At 46.7% G+C, this 19,403-nt stretch carries 16 protein-coding genes; 2 read left to right on the forward strand and 14 right to left on the reverse strand.

What is annotated here, in order from left to right; genetic code table 11:
- Window positions 1–313 precede the first annotated feature (313 nt).
- The 3 genes from sdhB to M3221_RS00540 form a co-directional block, all read right to left on the reverse strand.
- Complete coding sequence (gene sdhB / locus M3221_RS00530) at window positions 314–1,081, reverse strand: succinate dehydrogenase iron-sulfur subunit (protein ID WP_251269617.1); 768 nt, start codon at window positions 1,079–1,081, stop codon at window positions 314–316.
- Window positions 1,081–2,844, reverse strand: coding sequence for a succinate dehydrogenase flavoprotein subunit (gene sdhA, locus M3221_RS00535; protein ID WP_251269618.1), 1,764 nt, complete (start codon window positions 2,842–2,844; stop codon window positions 1,081–1,083). Before sdhA ends, sdhB begins: the two co-directional genes overlap by 1 nt.
- A 68-nt stretch (window positions 2,845–2,912) precedes the next feature.
- Window positions 2,913–3,521, reverse strand: a complete 609-nt coding sequence (locus M3221_RS00540) for a succinate dehydrogenase cytochrome b558 subunit (RefSeq protein WP_309089606.1) — start codon at window positions 3,519–3,521, stop codon at window positions 2,913–2,915.
- A gap of 220 nt (window positions 3,522–3,741) precedes the next feature.
- Here M3221_RS00540 and M3221_RS00545 point away from each other — a divergent pair, with 220 nt between their 5' ends.
- The gene (locus tag M3221_RS00545) at window positions 3,742–4,176 is read left to right on the forward strand and encodes a YslB family protein (protein ID WP_251269619.1); all 435 of its coding nucleotides are present in this window, start codon (window positions 3,742–3,744) and stop codon (window positions 4,174–4,176) included.
- A gap of 17 nt (window positions 4,177–4,193) precedes the next feature.
- On the opposite strand, the gene uvrC is transcribed toward M3221_RS00545, so the two are convergent.
- From uvrC to zapA, 10 genes are all read right to left on the reverse strand, one after another.
- Window positions 4,194–5,969 carry an excinuclease ABC subunit UvrC gene (gene uvrC, locus M3221_RS00550; RefSeq protein WP_251269620.1) on the reverse strand — a complete coding sequence of 592 codons (1,776 nt, stop codon included), beginning with the start codon at window positions 5,967–5,969 and terminating at the stop codon, window positions 4,194–4,196.
- A 155-nt stretch (window positions 5,970–6,124) separates the two neighbouring features.
- Window positions 6,125–6,439 (reverse strand): thioredoxin, encoded by a 315-nt coding sequence (gene trxA / locus M3221_RS00555; RefSeq protein WP_251269621.1) that lies wholly within the window; start codon window positions 6,437–6,439, stop codon window positions 6,125–6,127.
- 96 nt (window positions 6,440–6,535) lie between these two features.
- A complete protein-coding gene (locus M3221_RS00560) occupies window positions 6,536–7,516 on the reverse strand; it encodes an electron transfer flavoprotein subunit alpha/FixB family protein (protein WP_251269622.1) in 981 nt (326 codons plus the stop codon).
- A gap of 20 nt (window positions 7,517–7,536) precedes the next feature.
- Entirely contained in the window at window positions 7,537–8,310 is a 774-nt protein-coding gene (locus tag M3221_RS00565; RefSeq protein ID WP_251269623.1) for an electron transfer flavoprotein subunit beta/FixA family protein, read from the reverse strand.
- Between the two features lie 26 nt (window positions 8,311–8,336).
- The gene (locus tag M3221_RS00570; RefSeq protein ID WP_251269624.1) at window positions 8,337–8,921 is read right to left on the reverse strand and encodes a TetR/AcrR family transcriptional regulator; all 585 of its coding nucleotides are present in this window, start codon (window positions 8,919–8,921) and stop codon (window positions 8,337–8,339) included.
- A 108-nt stretch (window positions 8,922–9,029) separates the two neighbouring features.
- Window positions 9,030–10,709 carry a long-chain-fatty-acid--CoA ligase gene (locus M3221_RS00575; RefSeq protein WP_251269625.1) on the reverse strand — a complete coding sequence of 560 codons (1,680 nt, stop codon included), beginning with the start codon at window positions 10,707–10,709 and terminating at the stop codon, window positions 9,030–9,032.
- Between the two features lie 239 nt (window positions 10,710–10,948).
- The gene (locus tag M3221_RS00580) at window positions 10,949–11,356 is read right to left on the reverse strand and encodes a DUF350 domain-containing protein (RefSeq protein ID WP_251269626.1); all 408 of its coding nucleotides are present in this window, start codon (window positions 11,354–11,356) and stop codon (window positions 10,949–10,951) included.
- A 15-nt stretch (window positions 11,357–11,371) separates the two neighbouring features.
- A complete protein-coding gene (locus M3221_RS00585; RefSeq protein ID WP_251270086.1) occupies window positions 11,372–13,726 on the reverse strand; it encodes an endonuclease MutS2 in 2,355 nt (784 codons plus the stop codon).
- Between the two features lie 22 nt (window positions 13,727–13,748).
- Window positions 13,749–15,455, reverse strand: coding sequence for a DNA polymerase/3'-5' exonuclease PolX (gene polX / locus M3221_RS00590; protein WP_251269627.1), 1,707 nt, complete (start codon window positions 15,453–15,455; stop codon window positions 13,749–13,751).
- Between the two features lie 67 nt (window positions 15,456–15,522).
- Window positions 15,523–15,801 carry a cell division protein ZapA gene (zapA, locus tag M3221_RS00595; RefSeq protein WP_242233290.1) on the reverse strand — a complete coding sequence of 93 codons (279 nt, stop codon included), beginning with the start codon at window positions 15,799–15,801 and terminating at the stop codon, window positions 15,523–15,525.
- A 92-nt stretch (window positions 15,802–15,893) separates the two neighbouring features.
- Here zapA and rnhC point away from each other — a divergent pair, with 92 nt between their 5' ends.
- Window positions 15,894–16,817 (forward strand): ribonuclease HIII, encoded by a 924-nt coding sequence (gene rnhC, locus M3221_RS00600; protein WP_251269628.1) that lies wholly within the window; start codon window positions 15,894–15,896, stop codon window positions 16,815–16,817.
- 163 nt (window positions 16,818–16,980) lie between these two features.
- Here rnhC and pheT read toward each other — a convergent pair whose 3' ends face one another.
- Window positions 16,981–19,395: a phenylalanine--tRNA ligase subunit beta gene (gene pheT / locus M3221_RS00605; protein ID WP_251269629.1), complete on the reverse strand. Its 2,415-nt coding sequence runs from the start codon at window positions 19,393–19,395 to the stop codon at window positions 16,981–16,983.
- Between the last annotated feature and the right edge of the window lie 8 nt (window positions 19,396–19,403).

The raw sequence follows: 19,403 nt of genomic DNA on the forward strand, positions 1-19,403 counted from the left end.
AAACCACCGGGAAAGTGACAAGGGAAGCTGTTTAAACTTACATTTTAATTCATTACGATAGAGCACTTTTCCCTATAGTCACTTATAAATCAGCTGTTACAGCTGTAATGAGTTCCACGATTGGTTTTTTTGGGAGCCGCCCGCCTGCAAAAAGCAAACGAGACCTTTTCCAGAACATATAAATACGGCGGGTGTATGACGGGGACATGCCCATTCTTCCAAAGCCTCACATACGCAGCTGCTTTCATTCACCGACAACGGTCATGGTATCTTTCCATACAAAAAACCTCCAGCATAAGCTGGAGGTTTTCTATTAATCTACTGCGTGGTCGCTTCCGAAGAAATTACGGAACGACTGGAATGTAGCTTCACGGTTTAACGCAGCGATCGATGTCGTTAACGGAATGCCTTTCGGGCAGGACTGAACACAGTTTTGTGAGTTACCGCAATTGGCAAGTCCTCCGTCTCCCATAATCGTTTCGAGGCGCTCATCACGGTTCATGGCACCTGTTGGATGCGCATTAAACAAACGAACCTGCGATAGTGGCTGCGGACCGATAAAGTTTGATTTGCTGTTTACATTCGGACAAGCTTCCAAGCATACACCGCATGTCATACATTTGGACAGTTCATATGCCCATTGGCGCTTCCGTTCCGGCATACGCGGTCCAGGCCCTAAATCGTATGTTCCATCAATTGGTACCCATGCTTTAACACGCTTCAATGAATCAAACATACGGCTGCGGTCTACCTGAAGGTCACGGACAACTGGGAACGTATTCATTGGAGCCAGGCGAATCGGCTGCTCCAATTGGTCAACCAGAGCTGTACAAGACTGGCGCGGCTTGCCATTGATATTCATAGAGCAGGCACCGCATACTTCCTCAAGACAGTTCATGTCCCAGGTAATCGGTGTTGTTTTTTCACCTTTTTTATTTACCGGATTACGACGGATTTCCATTAGGGCGGAAATCACGTTCATATTCGGACGGTAGGGTATTTCGAACTCTTCCTCATACGGAGTAGAATCAGCGGCATCTTGACGTGTGATGAGAAATCGAACTGTTTTTTGCTCACTCATTATTTCTCCTCCTTCTTCTTCGAGTAGTCCCGTTTACGAGGCGGAATGAGCGATACATCGATGTCTTCGTAATGGAAAGAAGGCGCCGTGTTTTCACCTGTGAACGTGGCCATCGTTGTTTTCATAAATTCCTCGTCATTACGATCCGGGAAGTCCGGCTTGTAGTGTGCTCCTCGGCTTTCGTTCCGGTTCAAAGCACCAATCGTCATGACGCGTGCTAAATGAAGCATGTTTTTCAACTGGCGCGTAAACATCGCACCCTGATTGCTCCACTTGGCTGTATCGTTAATGTCGATGTTTTTATAGCGTTCCATCAACTCAACAATTTTATCGTCTGTCTGCTGCAACTTATCATTATATCGAACAACGGTCACATTAGCGGTCATCCATTCGCCCAATTCCTTGTGAAGAACATAGGCATTTTCAGATCCTTTGTTTAAGGACATGACATCGTTCCATTTTGCCTGTTCCTGCTTCACATGATTGTCGAAAACAGACGAAGAAACGGCCTCGGCACTTTTCTCTAGTCCGTTAATGTACCGTACTGCGTTTGGTCCTGCTACCATACCGCCATAAATAGCGGAAAGGAGAGAATTCGCCCCAAGACGGTTTGCACCGTGCTGTGAATAGTCACACTCACCAGCTGCAAAAAGACCTGGAATATTGGTTTGCTGGTCATAATCAACCCATAGTCCGCCCATAGAGTAATGAACAGCAGGGAAGATTTTCATCGGTACTTTACGCGGATCATCACCCATGAACTTTTCATAGATTTCGATAATTCCGCCCAGCTTGATGTCTAGTTCGTGTGGATCTTTATGGGACAGATCCAAGTATACCATGTTTTCACCATTGATACCTAGTTTTTGGTTTACGCAAACGTCAAAGATTTCACGTGTTGCAATATCCCGCGGTACCAGGTTTCCGTAAGCTGGATACTTCTCTTCCAGGAAGTACCAAGGCTTTCCATCTTTATATGTCCAAACGCGTCCACCCTCACCACGCGCCGATTCACTCATTAGGCGAAGTTTGTCATCGCCTGGAATCGCTGTTGGGTGAATTTGAATGAACTCGCCATTTGCGTAATGAACGCCCTGCTGATACACAATTGATGCAGCTGAGCCTGTGTTGATAATCGAGTTTGTAGACTTACCAAAGATAATACCAGGGCCGCCTGTTGCCATAATAACTGCATCTGCTGGAAACGATTGAATTTCCATCGTTGCCAGGTTTTGCCCAACAATCCCACGGCAAATTCCTTCGTCATCAATTACGGCGCCGAGAAATTCCCAGCCTTCATATTTTGTCACAAGGCCTGCTACTTCAAAGCGGCGCACCTGCTCATCCAGCGCATACAGCAGCTGCTGGCCTGTAGTGGCACCTGCAAAAGCAGTACGGTGATGCTGTGTGCCCCCGAAACGGCGGAAATCAAGAAGACCTTCCGGTGTCCGGTTAAACATAACGCCCATACGGTCAAGCAAATGAATAATGCCTGGTGCCGCTTCTGCCATCGCTTTTACCGGCGGCTGATTCGCTAAGAAATCGCCTCCATAAATGGTGTCATCAAAATGTACCCACGGAGAATCGCCTTCCCCTTTTGTATTAACCGCTCCATTAATGCCGCCCTGCGCACAAACGGAATGAGAACGCTTTACCGGAACGAGCGAAAATAACTCGACAGGCGTACCTGACTCCGCTGCTTTAATCGTAGCCATCAAACCGGCCAAACCGCCGCCGACTACGATAACTTTACCTTTACTCATTGTGAGGTCCACTCCCTTTTCAGTCCTGCCTTCTATCTATCTGACAAAACTCCATTCATTGCCGGGTTTTATACAAACGCAAAGATAGCGCTTAATCCGACATACGATAAAGCTAAAAATACAAGTAATGTTGCGTATGTAACAATGCGTTGTGAACGTGGCGATACTGCGATTCCCCAGCTCACACAAAACGACCATAAACCATTTGCAAAATGGAAAATTGCTGAAAGAACTCCAACTATGTAAAAAACAAGCATAAATGGATTATCTAAAATATTCTCCATCATCTGAAAATTCACTTCTGCACCAAGCGCAGCTTGAACCCGTGTTTCCCATACGTGCCATGCAACAAAGATCAGTGTAATCACGCCTGTCCAGCGCTGCAGCACAAACATCCAGTTGCGGAAGTACCCAAAGCGTCCAGGATTGTTTTTCGCAGTGAACGCAATGTAAAGCCCATAAATCGCGTGGAACAAAAGTGGCAGGAAGATCACTAACGTTTCAAGCACAAGCACAAAAGGTAAACTTCCCATAAAGCCTGCCGCCTGGTTAAACGCTTCTTCCCCTTTCGTCGCAAAATGATTCACGACTAAATGCTGCGTCATAAAAAGCCCGACTGGAATGACACCGAGCAATGAGTGCAGCCTGCGGTAAAAAAACTCTCGATTGTCAGCCACCATTTTCCCCCCTTGAATTTGAAGCATCCGACAAATATTTTGTTTATTCGCACATTGCTTCATCTAGTAATCTTACGATGTGACAAATTCATTTTACTCCCATAAATTAAGAGCGTCAAGGTAAGGTGGGGACATTTTTGTCCGGCTTTTCATGCGGAATATGCTTTTTTTGGGACGATCAATTGTATATAATAACGAGAGAGAAAGCGAGGAATTCACTTTGACTATTGAAAACGAAGAACAGGGACTCGTTGAAGCACCGAAAGCGTCCGTTTCTGTCTTTGGCTATGAACTGATACGGGATGTTTTACTTGGCGATCTGCTCGGAAATGACGCGGCTGAAATCTTATATTGGGGCGGAAAAACGCTGGCGCGGCGCTTTCCTTGTGCAAATACAGAAGAATTGACAGCTTTTTTCAAAGAAGCTGGCTGGGGTACAATTGAACTTGTAAAAGAAACGAGAAAAGAATGGGTCTACCACTTATCTGGAAGTTTAGTTGAACGGCGGTTTACCGTGCAGGCAGATCCTGCTTTTACACTTGAAAGCGGCTTTATTGCGGAACAGGCAGCAGCCCATTTTGAGTCGAACGCTGAAGCAATTTGTCATTTACATAAGAAAAATAAGCATGTCGAAATTACGGTAAAATGGGAATAGACCGCTCGCTGAGCGGTCTATTCTTCATTTAGAGCTGCCATAACGGCTTCGGCTGTTTTGGCTGGAATCCCAGCCGCCATGATTTCTTCTTTTGATGCTTCTTTTAGTTTTTTAAGAGAGCCAAATGCTTTTAACAGCTGCTTTTTCCGCTGCGGCCCCACGCCCTCTATGTCATCTAAAATAGATTGGAAAGCACCTTTGCCCCGGATTTGCCGATGGAAGGTAATCGCAAACCGGTGCACTTCATCCTGAATACGCTGAAGCAAATAAAATGCCTGGCTGTTGTGCGCAAGCGGAACAATTTGCAGCGGGCTTCCATAAAGAAGCTGAGAGGTGCGGTGACGCTCGTCTTTTGCGAGGCCGGCGACCGGGATATCAAGCCCAAGCTCATCTAGCAATACATCGCGCGCTGCTTCTATCTGCCCTTTTCCGCCATCGATAATAATTAAATCAGGCAGCGGCAGCCCTTCCCGCAGCACACGAGTATACCGACGCCGCACTACTTCCCGCATAGAGCCGTAATCATCGGGCCCTTTTACAGTTTTAATTTTATATTTTCGATATGCTTTTTTTTCAGGCTTCCCGTCAATAAAGACAATCATCGCCGATACCGGAGCTGTTCCCTGGATGTTTGAGTTATCAAATGCTTCAATTCGACGGGGAACATGAATATTCATGGCTTCGCCAAGCTGCTCAGCCGCTTTGATCGTTCTTTCTTCGTCCCGGTCAATTAACGCAAATTTTTCTTTTAAAGCCGCTTTTGCGTTGTTGCCTGCAAGCTCCACCAATTCCTTTTTCTTGCCCCGCTGCGGCTTTGTAACCGGCACACCGATCAGCTGGCCGGCAAGATCTGCATCAACGGCGTCTGGAAGAAGAATCTCCTTCGGCTTAAAATGCTCCGGCGCCTCATAAAAACGGCCAAGAAATGTTAAAAATTCTTCTTCAGGCTCACTATAAATAGGAAAAGTGGACACATCCCGTTCAATTAAGCGCCCCTGACGCACAAAAAACACCTGCACACACATCCAGCCTTTATCGACTGTATAGCCAAAAACATCACGATCAGTAAGGTCGGCCATGTTGATTTTTTGCTTTTCCATCAAGGTGTCGATATGAGAAATTTGATCACGATATTCTTTTGCACGTTCAAATTCAAGCTTTTCCGCTGCTTCTTCCATTTTTGCGGTTAAAGCTTTTTTCACTTCTTGATGGCCGCCATTTAAAAAGCGGGTAATTTCCGCTGCCATTTCCTTATACGTATCAGCTGGCACTTCTTTTACACAAGGAGCGAGACACTGCCCCATATGGTAATAAAGACAAACGCGGTCAGGCAGCGTTGAGCATTTGCGGAGCGGATACAAGCGGTCCAGGAGCTTTTTTGTTTCCGATGCAGCATACGCATTCGGGTACGGGCCAAAGTACTTCCCTTTGTCTTTTTTTACCTTCCTCGTGATAATAAGGCGCGGATGCCGCTCTGCAGTCAGCTTAATAAACGGATAACTTTTGTCGTCCTTAAGCATGATATTATACTTTGGATCGTATTTTTTAATTAAGTTCAGCTCTAAAATAAGTGCTTCAAGATCCGAGGAAGTAATAATATATTCAAAGTCTACAATTTCACTGACCAGTCTCGTTGTTTTCGCATCATGCGAGCCGGTAAAATAGGAACGGACCCGGTTCTTCAGCACTTTTGCTTTTCCCACATAAATCACTGTCCCGTGCCGGTCCTTCATTAAATAGCATCCAGATTCATCCGGCAGGAGAGCCAGTTTATGCTGGATCAGTTCATTCATCTTTTTTCACTCCTTTTATATAAGAAAGCATACGGCGGACGAGCCAGGCAGCATTCTTTACCGGAAGGCTGGCTGCCTGGCAGGAAAACGAAGGAGCTTTTTAAGGAAATAACGTAAAAAAAACGCCCCGTCAATGCGGGACGCCTTTTCTTTCATTACGCGTTGCGGTTGATTAGTTCTTCAAGCGCTTCTTTTGGCTGGAATCCAATCACTTTATCGACCGGCTGGCCGTCTTTGAATAAGATCAGTGTCGGGATACTCATTACGCCATACTCGCCAGCAGTTTGTTGGTTTTCATCAACGTCAATTTTGACGATTTTTACTTTTTCGCTCATTTCAGAATCTAATTCTTCAAGAACAGGCGCAATCATTTTGCACGGTCCGCACCAAGGTGCCCAGAAATCCGCGAGAACAAGTCCGCTTCCTGTTTCAGTCGAGAAGTTTGCATCAGTCGCTTTTACAATTGCCATGTATAAATACCTCCTAAAGTTTCTGTACGGAAAGTATATCACCGTTTTTTGGGGTTAGCTATTATTTTGCTTACCCTAAGTAAAAGAGCCCCAAACTCAGGGGCTCACCGCCTTTACTTTTTTCAGCTCTTCCGTCAGCATCGGGACTACCTCAAATAAGTCACCGACAATTCCGTAATCCGCCACCTTAAAAATCTCTGCATCCGGGTCTTTATTGACCGCTACAATCACTTTTGAATTGGACATTCCGGCTAAATGCTGAATGGCTCCGGAAATGCCACAGGCAATGTATAAATCAGGGGTTACCACCTTACCCGTCTGTCCAATTTGCAGAGAATAGTCACAATAGCCGGCATCACAGGCTCCCCTCGAAGCACCAACGGCTCCGCCCAGAACATCCGCCAGCTCCTGCAGCGGCCGGAAGCCTTCCGCACTTTTTACCCCTCGTCCGCCGGCTACAATCACTTTTGCTTCTGAAAGATCTACGCTTCCTGCTGATTTTCGAACGACCTCCTCGATCACAACGCGGATATCTTTAACCGGAAAAGAAAGAGGAGAAATATTTCCGGAACGCGTCCGATCCCTTGGGCATGGCTCAATGTTATTCGGCCGGATGGCCGCCAGCAAAAGGCCTTCAGGAACGGTTACTTTTTGAAAAGCCTTGCCCGCATAAATAGGTCTTGTAAATACAACCTCCCCGCTCCTTACTTCGAGAGCCGTCACATCCGAAACGAGCCCTGCATCCAGCTGTGCAGCGATTTTGGGAGCTAAATCCTTGCCGAGCGCTGTATGCCCGAAGAAAATGCCATCTGGCTGCTCCTGCTCAACAGCCGCAATCATCGCGCTGGCAAATCCGTCTGATGTGTAGTGACCGAGCTTTTCATCTTCTGCTGTCCGCACCCGGTCTGCACCATATTGAATCATTTCTTCAGCAAGAACACCGGCCTCTTTGCCAATCAGAACACCGACCACTTCCCCGCCCTCTGCAGCGGCTTTTGCAGCGGCAATGGTTTCAAAAGAAACACGGCGGAGCTGTCCTTCTCTTATTTCTCCTACTGCCATGATTTTCTTTGGCATAATAACCCCTCCCCTAGAAATCAAATGACATGTGCTTCAGAGCGGAGCAATGTGACCAGCTCACTGACCTGTCCGGCTAAATCTCCCTGCAAAATGCGTCCGGCTGTTTTTTGGGGCGGCATAAATACTTCAACGGTTTTTGTTTTGGGCGCCGCATCGTCTTCCTCCAGTTGAAGGTCGTCGAGCTCGCATTCTTCAAGCGGCTTTTTCTTCGCTTTCATAATGCCAGGCAAAGAAGGATAACGGGGATCGTTTAACCCCTGCTGACAGGTTACAAGAAGCGGCAGTGTTGTTTTTACTTTTTCGGTATCACCTTCTACATCCCGGGTGATCAAAACTTCCCTTCCGTTTATTTCTATTTTTGTAATGGTCGACACGCAGACCATGCCGAGACTCTCTGCTACACGTGGTCCGACCTGGCCGCTTCCTCCGTCAATCGTGACGTTTCCCGCTAAAATAAGATCTGCTTTTTTGTTTTTTAAATACTCGGTCAAAACTCGGGCTGTGGTAAAGGCATCTCCATCCTCGATCTCTTCTTCTATATTGATAAGCACGGCTTTGTCTGCGCCCATGGCGAGAGCTGTTCGAAGCTGCTTTTCAGCTTCGTCCGTGCCGACAGTTATAACGGTTACTTCTCCGCCGTGCGCATCCCGGATTTTGATGGCTTCTTCAATTGCATATTCATCATATGGATTGATAATAAATTCGGCTCCGTCTTCTTGAATACTTCCGTCTGAAATAAAGATTTTTTCTTCTGTATCAAATGTTCTTTTCATTAAAACATATAAGTTCATTTGATTTCCTCCTTCTGTTCAGACAATTAACGGCCTGAAAAACCATTTAACAGCATCCTGGTTACTTCTTCCGCTGAAGCAGCCAGGTTATACTTTTGGTCATTCATCACCCAGGTAGTGACCATTTCATCAAGTGTTCCGAATACCATTTGCCGGGACAGGCGTATATTTAAGGCCGCGTTGAACTCGCCGTTTTGGACTCCCTTTTGTAAAATTTGTTCGATCAGCTGCAAGTATGATTTTAACACTTCATTGATTTTCAAACGCAGCTCCTTGTTGGACTGACGCAGTTCTAACTGGGTTACAACCGCCAGATGGGGGTCTTCTGCAAGAAGCCCGAAGTGGTTTTGGACAAGCAGCTCCAGCTGCTCAGCTGCTGTTTGCTTCGTTTCAATAATTTCACTTGTTTTTTGGATAAATGTCCCCATTTTTTCCTGGAACAATGAAATTAAAATATCTTCTTTGTTTTTAAAGTATAAATAGATGGTTCCATCCGCGACACCGGCCTGCCGGGCTATTTTCGATACTTGTGCTTGGTGGTAGCCGTTCTCGGCAATAGCGACAACGGCGGCATCGATGATTTGATGGTATTTTGGTTTGTTTCGCTGCATGAAGCAAGCCGCCTCCTGTGAAATCAATAATGAATGACTATTCATTCATGAATTTATCTTATTCTTATTCTTTGATTTCGTCAAGCAGGCAGCCCCCCTTCAGCTTTTTCAGTCCGTTTTTTGCTTTTCTTCTTCAATGAGCACGCGGCGTAAAATTTTACCGACAGCTGTTTTCGGCAACTCGTCACGGAATTCATAAATACGGGGTACTTTAAAAGCGGCTAAATGTGTCCGGCAGTAATTGTCGAGCTCTTCTGCAGCTGTATGCCGGCCTTCTTTCAAGACGATAAAAGCTTTGACTGTTTCACCGCGGTATGGATCTGGAACACCTGCCACTACGGCCTCTTGGACGTTTTCGTGCTCATAGAGTACTTCTTCTACTTCGCGTGGATATATATTAAATCCTCCTGCGATAATCATGTCTTTTTTTCGATCGACTACATAAAAGAAGCCGTCTTCATCCATATAGCCAATGTCTCCCGTTAACAGCCACCCGTCTTGAAAACACTGTTCCGTTTCTTCCGGCCGGTTCCAATATCCTTTCATCACCTGCGGGCCGCGGACAGCAATTTCTCCACGTTCTCCCGGCTGATCCACCGGCTTACCGGTTTGCAGTGATAAAATCACAGCTTCGGTATCCGGCCATGGAACGCCGACACTTCCTTTTACACGCTTTTCCCAAATAAAATTAGCGTGGGTAACGGGAGAGGTTTCTGTTAACCCATATCCTTCAACAAGCTTTCCGCCTGTGGCCCGCTCAAACTTTTCCTGCACCTCAACCGGCAGCGGCGCTGAACCGCTGATACATGAATCAATAGAAGATAAATCGTACTTTTGTAAGCGTGGAGCGTTAAGCAGACCAATGTAAATCGTCGGCGCCCCCGGAAAAATAGTCGGCTTTTGCTTATGAATCGTTTTTAAGGTTGTTTTCACATCAAACTTCGGCAGCAGTACCATTTTATATCCTTGCATAACGCCTAAAATCATCACGGTTGTCATGCCGTATACATGGAAAAAAGGAATGACGCCTAAAATCACTTCCCCGCCAGGGCGGTATTTGTACATCCATGCGCCGCACATCGAAGCGTTTGCCACAAGATTTTGGTGAGTTAGGACCACACCCTTTGGAAAGCCCGTCGTACCTCCTGTGTACTGCAAAACGGCCAGATCGTTTTCAATATTCACTTCCAAGGCTTCTTCCTTTGCTTCGGCCTCTTCCATAATAGATGTGAAAAAGTGATTGTTATAACGGTTTTCTATACTTACCGAGATGCCAGTTTGCTTTTTTTGAATGAAGGGATAAAGGACGTTTTTTGGAAAGGGCAGATAGTCTTTGATAGCGGTTACAATCAAATCCTGTACGTTTGTATGGTGAATGATTTTTTGAACGCGTGGATAAAGAAGATCGAGGACAATCATCACTTTGGCACCACAATCTTTTAACTGATACTCGATTTCCCGTTCTTTGTATAGCGGATTAAACTGGACAACGACTGCCCCTGTGTACAAAATAGCGTAAAAGCTGATCACAGCCTGCGGCGTATTGGGAAGCATAATACCGATACGATCGCCTTTTTGAATGCCGAGTTTTTTTAAATAGGAGGCAAGTTTTAGTGCGGATTCATGAAGCTCTTTGTAAGACAGTTCTTTCCCAAGAAAATGAATAGCCGTTTTGTCGGGATACTTCGCAGCGGCTTTCGTGAGAAACGATGACAGCGGTTCCTTCGGGTAATCGAGCGCAGCGGGAATTTCCTTCGGATAATGAATCAGCCACGGTTTTTCGGACATCTTCATCTGCCCCTTTGCAAAAAGAATAGGTGCTGCCTTCAGTATAATGAACAGAAATTCATTTTACAAGAGAAGAAAAAGCAGCTCTTGAGCCGCTTTTTCTTTCCGCCATAAGCGGTTTTATTTCTTTTTTATTTTATGAGTTCATCACCATATAAATGATGCCGACAATCAAAAAAGCTGCACAGCAGGCCATCAAGATCTTTGCTAATGTTTCCATGTTTGTGCTCCTCTTTTCTTTACAAAAGCGCAGCGCCAATCATGTATGAGAGGCCTGCAGAAATAATAAATGAAATAAAGCCGACAGCCCGGTTATCACGCTGGATTTCTTTGTCCACGTTAAAACTCGGCGTCAGAAACTCAAACATAAAATAGCCGGCCAATAGCAGGATAAAGCCGAAAATGCCCCATCCCGCCATGGTTAAAACAGAATCATTATGCAAAATAGAGTGGTGAAAAACATTGGCAATACCGAAGATTTTGCCTCCAGTTGCCATGGCTACTGCCATATTGCCTTTTTTGATTTCTTCCCAATTCCGATAGGATGTGACCAGTTCAAATATAGCCAGGCAGATAATAATACAGATGGTTGCAATGCTGTAATAGCCCGCCATCTGCACATATTGGTTTTCCCAAAAACCTGTCATAACCCGGCCCCCCTCTTATTTCAGCTCAGCGATTGTGACACCAAGTCCGCCTTCGCCCGCTCCGCCAAATCGTATATTTTTGACCATCCGGTGTTTTGTCAGGTAACTGCGTACCCCTTTCATAAGCGCACCCGTTCCTTTTCCGTGGATAATCGACACTTGATGATACCCCGCTAAAAGCGCGTCATCCAGGTACTTTTCCACTCGCTTCAGTGCATCTTCATATCGCTCACCGCGTAAATCCAGTTCAGAGGAAACGTGAAAGTCTTTGCCCCGGATCGTCGCAATTGGTTTTGGTTCTTTCTTTTTCTCGGATTTAATGAATTCCATATCCGATTCGGCTACCTTCATTTTGATGATCCCCATCTGAACGATCCATTCATCGCCGGCGGCTTTTTCAATGATGCTGCCTTTTTGGCCGAAGCTGATCACTTTGACTTCATCGCCTGGTTTCCACTGGCGTTTCGCTGGTTCAATAGCCGGCTTTTTCGTTTTCTGTTCCGGCACCGCGTCTTCCAGCCTTTTACGTGCTTCAATCAGCTCATGCTCTTTTACATTCGCTCCGCCTGCCAGCCGAAGTGCGCGAAGCTCTTTCATCACTTCTTCTGCTTCTGCACGTGCTTTTTCTACAATCTCGGCTGCTTCCGCACGCGCTTTTTCTTCCATTTTCTCTTTCTGCTCGTGATAAGCAATCACTTCTTTTTGCAGGTCACGATGAAGTTTTTCTGTGTCACGCAAATAAGCACGTGTTTCCTGTTCATGCTGTTCAGCTTTGCGGCGGCTCTCATCAAGTGCTGCAATCATATTATCCACTTCGTGCGAATCGGCGCTGATCAAATTCCGGGCATTTTCGATAAGCGCAGTATCAAGCCCAATCCGCTTCGAAATTTCAAATGCGTTGCTTCGTCCCGGAATGCCGATCAGCAAGCGGTATGTCGGGCTTAACGTTTCCACATTAAATTCCACACTCGCGTTAATGACTCTATCGCGGTTATATCCGTAGGCTTTTAGCTCTGGATAATGCGTTGTTGCGATTACCCGTGCCCCACGGCTGATCACTTCATCTAAGATCGAAATCGCCAGAGCCGATCCTTCCTGCGGGTCCGTTCCTGATCCAAGCTCATCGAATAGGACAAGGCTTTCATGGTCAATTTCTTTTAGCATGGCGGCGATATTAACCATATGAGAAGAAAATGTACTTAAGTTTTGTTCAATCGACTGCTCGTCACCGATATCGGCAAACACGGATTGGAAAACCGCTGTTTCGGATCCGTCTTCAGCAGGGATAAACAAACCGGACTGCGCCATCAGCACAGAAAGACCCGTTGTCTTTAGCGTAACGGTTTTACCGCCGGTATTCGGACCCGTGATCACGATCGCGGTATATTCGCGGCCGATCTCAATGTCACTTGCTACCGCTTCATCCGCAGGCAAAAGCGGATGCCGCGCGCCAATATAATGAATATAGCCTTCCTCGTTTAAAAGAGGCTTTGTGGCATTCATCGAGCGGGCAAACTTTCCTTTTGTAAAAATAAAATCAATTTCAGACAGCATCTTTGTCATGGTGAAAAGACCCGGTGCGTGCTCAGCCGTTTGAGCGGTCAGCTCCTGCAAAATCTTTTCCACTTCATACTGCTCTTTTACGGTCAGCTCTCGCAGTTCATTGTTTAAGCTGACAACCGATGCCGGTTCAATAAACAGGGTTTGTCCAGAAGACGACTGGTCATGGACGATACCGCCATAGTGGGAACGGTATTCCTGCTTTACCGGAATAACATAGCGGTCGTTTCGAATAGTCACAATGGCATCCGACAGCATTTTTTGTGCACTTTGCCCGCGTGTCAGGCTTTCAAGCTTGGCCCGGATACGCGATTCCGCCGAACGCATGCCGTGACGAATATGCCGCAAGCTGTCACTTGCTGAATCAAGCACGCGGCCATTTTCATCGACTGTATGTTTAATTTTATGTTCAAGGTCTGTTAAAACCGGAATCACGGCTGTTTTTTCCGGTAAAATACGCAGGGTCACCTGTCCTTCTGAACGTACATCTTCAATAAAATTACGGATGTGGCGGCTTGCAGCGATTGTACTGGCAATCCGCACTAGTTCTGTACCACTGAGTACGCCGCCGATTTGCGCGCGTTTGGCATGCGGACGGATATCATAAATGCCGTCAAGCGGAACATTTCCTTTAATGCGAATCACAGCGGCTGCTTCTTCTGTTTCGTCGAGCCACCGTTGTACCTCTTCCGTATTCAGTGAAGGCTTTAATTCTTCCGCAAACGAACGGCCGACTTCGGAAGAAGCATGTTCGGCCAGTTTGGCAATAATTTTATCAAATTCAAGTGTGGCAAGCACTTTTTTATTCAACACGTTTCGACTCCTTTAAAAGCTACAAGCGGCGGATAAATGACATCAGTTCCGCTTTTGGCCAGGTATTCACGACCGTTTCCGGCCGCAGCCATCCTTTTCGGCCAGCGCTCGCGCCAGTTTCCATAAATTGCAGATGCTCGATGGCATGGGCATCTGTATTGATCATAATTTTCACGCCGGCTTCCTGAGCCGCCTTTAAGTGCTCAGCAGACAAATCGAGCCGATGCGGATTTGCATTTAATTCAAGCGCTGTGTTCGTTTGAGCCGCAAGACGGATTAATTCTTCCATATTGACTGAATAGCCGTCGCGCCGGCCGATAATCCGCCCGGTCGGGTGAGCAATCAGTTTCACGTATGGATTGTGCAGCGCTGTTTTCAACCGCTCCATAATCTGCTCCTGCGTCTGTGAAAAGCTTGAATGAATTGATGCGATCACAAAATCAAGCTGTTTTAATACGTCGTCCTCGTAGTCAAGTGTTCCATCAGGCAAAATATCCATTTCAATGCCAGAGAGGATTTCGATATCGCTGTATTTAGCGTTCCACTCTTTAATTTCTTCGTTTTGTCGAAGCAGCCTGTCAACAGACAAGCCATTTGCTACTTTTAAATATTGGGAATGGTCGGTAATAGCCATGTATTCATATCCGCGTGCGCGGCATGCTTCAATCATTTCTTCAATGGAAAATGCCCCATCCGACCAGGCTGTGTGCATATGCAGGTCGCCTTTAATATCAGACAGCTCAATTAACGTGCCTTCTTTATATTTATCCGTTTCTGTCCCGTCCTCGCGGATTTCCGGCGGAAAGTATGGCAGCCCAAGGTGATGATAAAGCGACGCTTCACTGTCGAATGTTTTGACGCTGCCGTCCGGCTGCTCAATGCCGTATTCGCTTACTTTCTCATCCCGTTCTTTTGCAATTTGACGAATCTTCACATTATGGTCTTTAGAACCGGTAAAGTGATGAAGTGCACTCGCAAACTGGCCCGGTGTGACAATGCGGAAGTCAATGGATAGATCAAATTCCCCTCCAATGACCACTGATACCTTTGTCGGCCCGGCAGCAATCACTTCTTTAATGTCCGGCATGGCTAAAAGATGTTCTTTTACCCGTTCCGGCTGTTCGGTCGCAACGATAAAGTCAAGATCTTTGACTGTTTCACGGAGGCGCCGCAAGCTGCCTGCACGTGAAAAGCGGCTGATTTCTTCAAAACTGTCGAGATAAGCTTCAACCCCTTCCGCAACGGGCATAACATACATAATCGGCAGCCGGTCAGGCTGCGTTCCCGCTTTTGCTACCGCCGCTAAAATCTTTTCTTCTGTTTTAGCGCCAAACCCGGCAAGCTGCTGGACACGATGTTCTTCACAAGCTGCTTTCAGCTCAGTCATATTGGTAATACCCAGTTCCTTGTACAGCTTGGCAATTTTTTTGCCGCCGAGCCCTGGCAGTCCAAGCAGTGCCACAAGCCCTTCCGGCACTTCGCTGGAGAGCTCGGTCAGAACAGTAGATTTGCCTGTTTCCATGTACTCGGTAATCACAGCAGCCGTTCCTTTACCGATGCCGGACAGCTTCGTTACGTCATCAATTTCCGACAAGCTTCGGTCATCCTGCTCAAGTGCCGCAGCCGCTTTTCGGAACGCGGATATTTTAAAGGGATTGTCCCCTTTCAGTTCCATATAAACAGCGATTTTTTCAAGCAATCGAATGATATCTTTTTTGTTTACCATACAGGTCACCTGCTTTTCTTTTATAGTAGCAGAAAAAAACTTCTCTACCAAATAGGAGAGAAGTTTTTCAGCCATTCACCGCATTGCGGCTTTTCATACGGCTCATTTCCATTTTCATTTGTTCCAATTCTTCTTCCATTTTTAAATAATCATTCACCATATTAACAGCCGTCAGCACCGCAATTTTCTGCGTATCGAGCGAGGCATTGCGGCTGCCGATTTCACGCATTTTATCATCAACCATTTCCGTTACACGGCGAATATGGTATTCTGATTCAGTTCCGATAATCGTGTACTGATAACCGTAAATGTCAACTGTTAGGCGAGTCTTTTGTCGATCTGACAAATGCAAGGCCCCCATTTCTGTTGCAATTCTGTTATATATCATACCATGAGTCATTTACCGTGAAAAGGAAGAAAGTCTGGAGGCGTGTCGAATTGAGTCATACTGTTCTTGTTGTAAACGAAGCTACACTGCAAAAAATGAAAAATCATTACGGAGTACCAGCCAAACTTCCCGCCGGCGCCGTTTTTGCGGCAAAGGTGGACGGCTGTTCTGTGACAGGCTACCGGTCCGGAAAAGTGCTGTTTCAAGGAAAAGAGGCCCAAACAGAGTCTGCCAAATGGGAGGGCCAGGCAGCGGCTTCAAAGCCGAAGAAGGCATCTCCACCAAGCGGCCAGCTGCCCGCTGGGTTTGCCAATATGTCGGTGGCTGGAAGCGATGAAGTGGGCACAGGTGATTTTTTTGGACCGATTACCGTTGTGGCCGCCTACGTTGAAGCGGACCGGATTCCGGAGCTTGCCGCACTTGGTGTACGGGACTCCAAAGATATGAAAGATCCTGAGATTGTATCAGTTGCCAAAAAACTGCTCCGGACGATTCCATACAGCCTGCTCGTTTTACGCAATGAAAAATACAATGATTTACAGGAAAGCGGCATGTCGCAGGGAAAAATAAAAGCCATCTTGCATAATCAGGCGCTTGGCAAGCTGCAGGATAAAATGGCACCCGAAAAACCAGAAGCGGTGCTGGTGGACCAATTCGCTGAAAAATCCATTTATTACCGGCATTTAAAAGGACAAAAACGGATTATAGAGGAAAATGTATTTTTCAGTACAAAAGGGGAAAGTATTCATTTAGCGGTTGCGGCCGCTTCGATTCTAGCACGTTATGCATTTCTGAAAGAAATGGACACACTGTCCGAAAAAGCGGGCTTTACCATTCCCAAGGGCGCCGGACCAAAGGTGGATGAAGCGGCCGCCCGCCTCATTCGAACATATGATGAAAGCGTGCTGCGCCATTTTACCAAGCTTCATTTTGCCAATACAGAAAAAGCAAGACGGATCGTACGGGGATTATAAGGGTTTATGCCTGCAGAGCCGGAATATAAAAAGCAGGGCCGGATGCCCCTGCTCGAAAGCCGGATTCCTTCAAAATACAGCTTGAACAAATGGATTCCGGCCCAAAAAGTACATTTTTTATCAAAAAAGCAGTCCCTCTATATGAGGGACTGCTTCTTTTCTTTTATGCGCGCAAATAAGCGTTTGCTTTTTCTTTCAACGCCGTAAGCACTTTTTCGTGTACAGCGGTGACTTCTTCATCTGTCAGCGTTTTTTCAGGATTCATATACGTCAGGGCGAAAGCAACAGATTTCTTGCCTGCTTCCATCCGGTCTCCTTCATACACATCAAACACGTGAACATTCGTTAAAAGCGCTCCGCCTGCTTCTTTAATGACAGCCTCCAGCGAAGCCGCTTCCGTTGCACTATCTACAACCAGCGCAATATCACGGCTGATCGATGGGAAGCGCGGAATTGGCGTATAAGCAAGTGCTGAACGCTCTGTATTCAATAGAACATCAAGCTTCAACTCAAACAAATACGCTTCTTTTATATCTACTTCTTTTGCGAGCGATGGATGAAGCTGTCCGATGACTCCGACCGCCTGCTCATCAAGTAAAACAGCAGCTGTCCGGCCCGGGTGGAAGCCTTCCGGCGCAGCTTTTTGGAAAGAAAGACGGTCTGTTAAGCCAAGACGGTCAGCGATTCCTTCGATTACGCCTTTAACGGCAAAGAAATCAACGGCTGTTTTTTCTCCCTGCCACAGATGCTCCTGCCATAAGCCTGTGACGATACCCGCAAGCCGTTCTTCTTCTTTCGGCTGCACGTTTTCACCTTCATTTAAGTAAACAGAGCCTGTTTCATAAAGAGCGACAGAACCCATTTGACGGGCGTTGTTGTAAGCAGCCGCTTCGATTAAATGCGGCAGCAGGCTTTCACGCAAGTACGCACGCTCTTCACTCATCGGCATCGCAAGTGCGACCGGCTCGCGTACTTCAAGCGCAAACTGGGCAGCCCGCTTTTGGGACGTTAAAGAATACGTAACAGCCTGGTTAAATCCGGCTCCTTCCAAATAACGGCGCACCGTACGGCGGCCAAGCTGATATGGTGATAAAGCACCTGGCAGCGCTTCTCCTTCCGGCAGCGTCAGCGGGATGTGATCATAACCGTAAAGACGGGCCACTTCTTCTGTTAAATCTTCTGGAATGGTAATATCCGCGCGGCGCGTTGGAACCGTTACAGTAATCGTGTCTCCAGTTGTTTCTGTTTCGAATTTCAAACGGCTGAAGATCTCTTCCACGTTATCCATTGTTAAGCTTGTGCCAAGGCGGGTATTTAGACGGTCAAGTGTAATCGATACTTGTTTTGGCTCAGGTGCATATTCGCCAGCCACAACCGATCCCGACAAAACTGTGCCTTCTGCCAATTCTGCCATCAGCTCTGCTGCGCGGTCACATGCGGCCTGCACACGGGCTGGATCTACCCCTTTTTCAAAGCGGGCACTCGCTTCTGAACGAAGACCATGTGCTTTAGATGCTGCACGGACCGTTTGGCCATTAAAATAAGCAGACTCAATGAGTACATTTACCGTTTGCTCTGTTACTTCTGAATTTGCACCGCCCATTACGCCGGCAAGGGCGATTGGCTTCTGGCCGTTTGTAATCACAAGCTGATCAGCCGATAATGTCCGTTCTACGTCATCAAGCGTGGTGAATGTCTCACCTTCTTCGGCATGGCGGACCACAATTTCTCCGGTTTCAACCCGGTTAAGGTCAAAGGCATGAAGCGGCTGTCCGTATTCCATCAGGACATAGTTCGTAATATCAACCACGTTATTGTGCGGGCGGATTCCTGCATTCATAAGCAGTGTCTGCATCCATAGCGGTGACGGACCAATTTTTACGTTTTTCACTACTCGTGCAATATAAAGCGGATTATCTTCAGGCGCGTCGATTTGAATGCGAACAGCGTCTGATGCTTTTTCATCCGCTTCAGCCGGCTTTGGCTCCGGCAGTTTCACGTCACGGCCCAGGATGGCCGCTACTTCATAAGCTACTCCGATCATGCTGAGTGCATCTGAACGGTTTGGTGTCAGAGACAGCTCTAAAATGGCGTCGTCACGATTCAAGGCAGCGAGCGCATCCTCTCCTGGTGTAACGTCATTTGGAAAATTAAAAATACCCTCCGCGTATTCTTTCGGATTTAAGCGGCTTTCAATACCAAGTTCGGACAGCGAGCAGATCATGCCGTTTGATTCTTCGCCGCGCAGCTTGGCACGCTTAATTTTAAAGTTGCCAGGCAAAACCGCACCTGTTCGGGCTACAGCTACAAATTGGCCTGCATCTACATTTTTGGCTCCGCAAATAATTTGCACGGGCTCTTCCTCGCCTACATCCACAAGACACTTGCTTAATTTGTCAGCATTCGGGTGCTGTTCACGTGATTGCACATACCCGACTACGATGCCTTTCATCTCAGAAGCAGGCATTTCAACGCCTTCCACTTCAATACCGGCGCGTGTAATTTTTTCCGCCAGCTCTTCCGGGGTTTGATCGGCAATGTCTACGTACTGAGACAGCCATTTATATGAAACAAACATCGGTTAAT

This window comes from Domibacillus indicus, from assembly GCF_023715895.1.
Lineage (GTDB): Bacteria > Bacillota > Bacilli > Bacillales > Domibacillaceae > Domibacillus > Domibacillus indicus_A.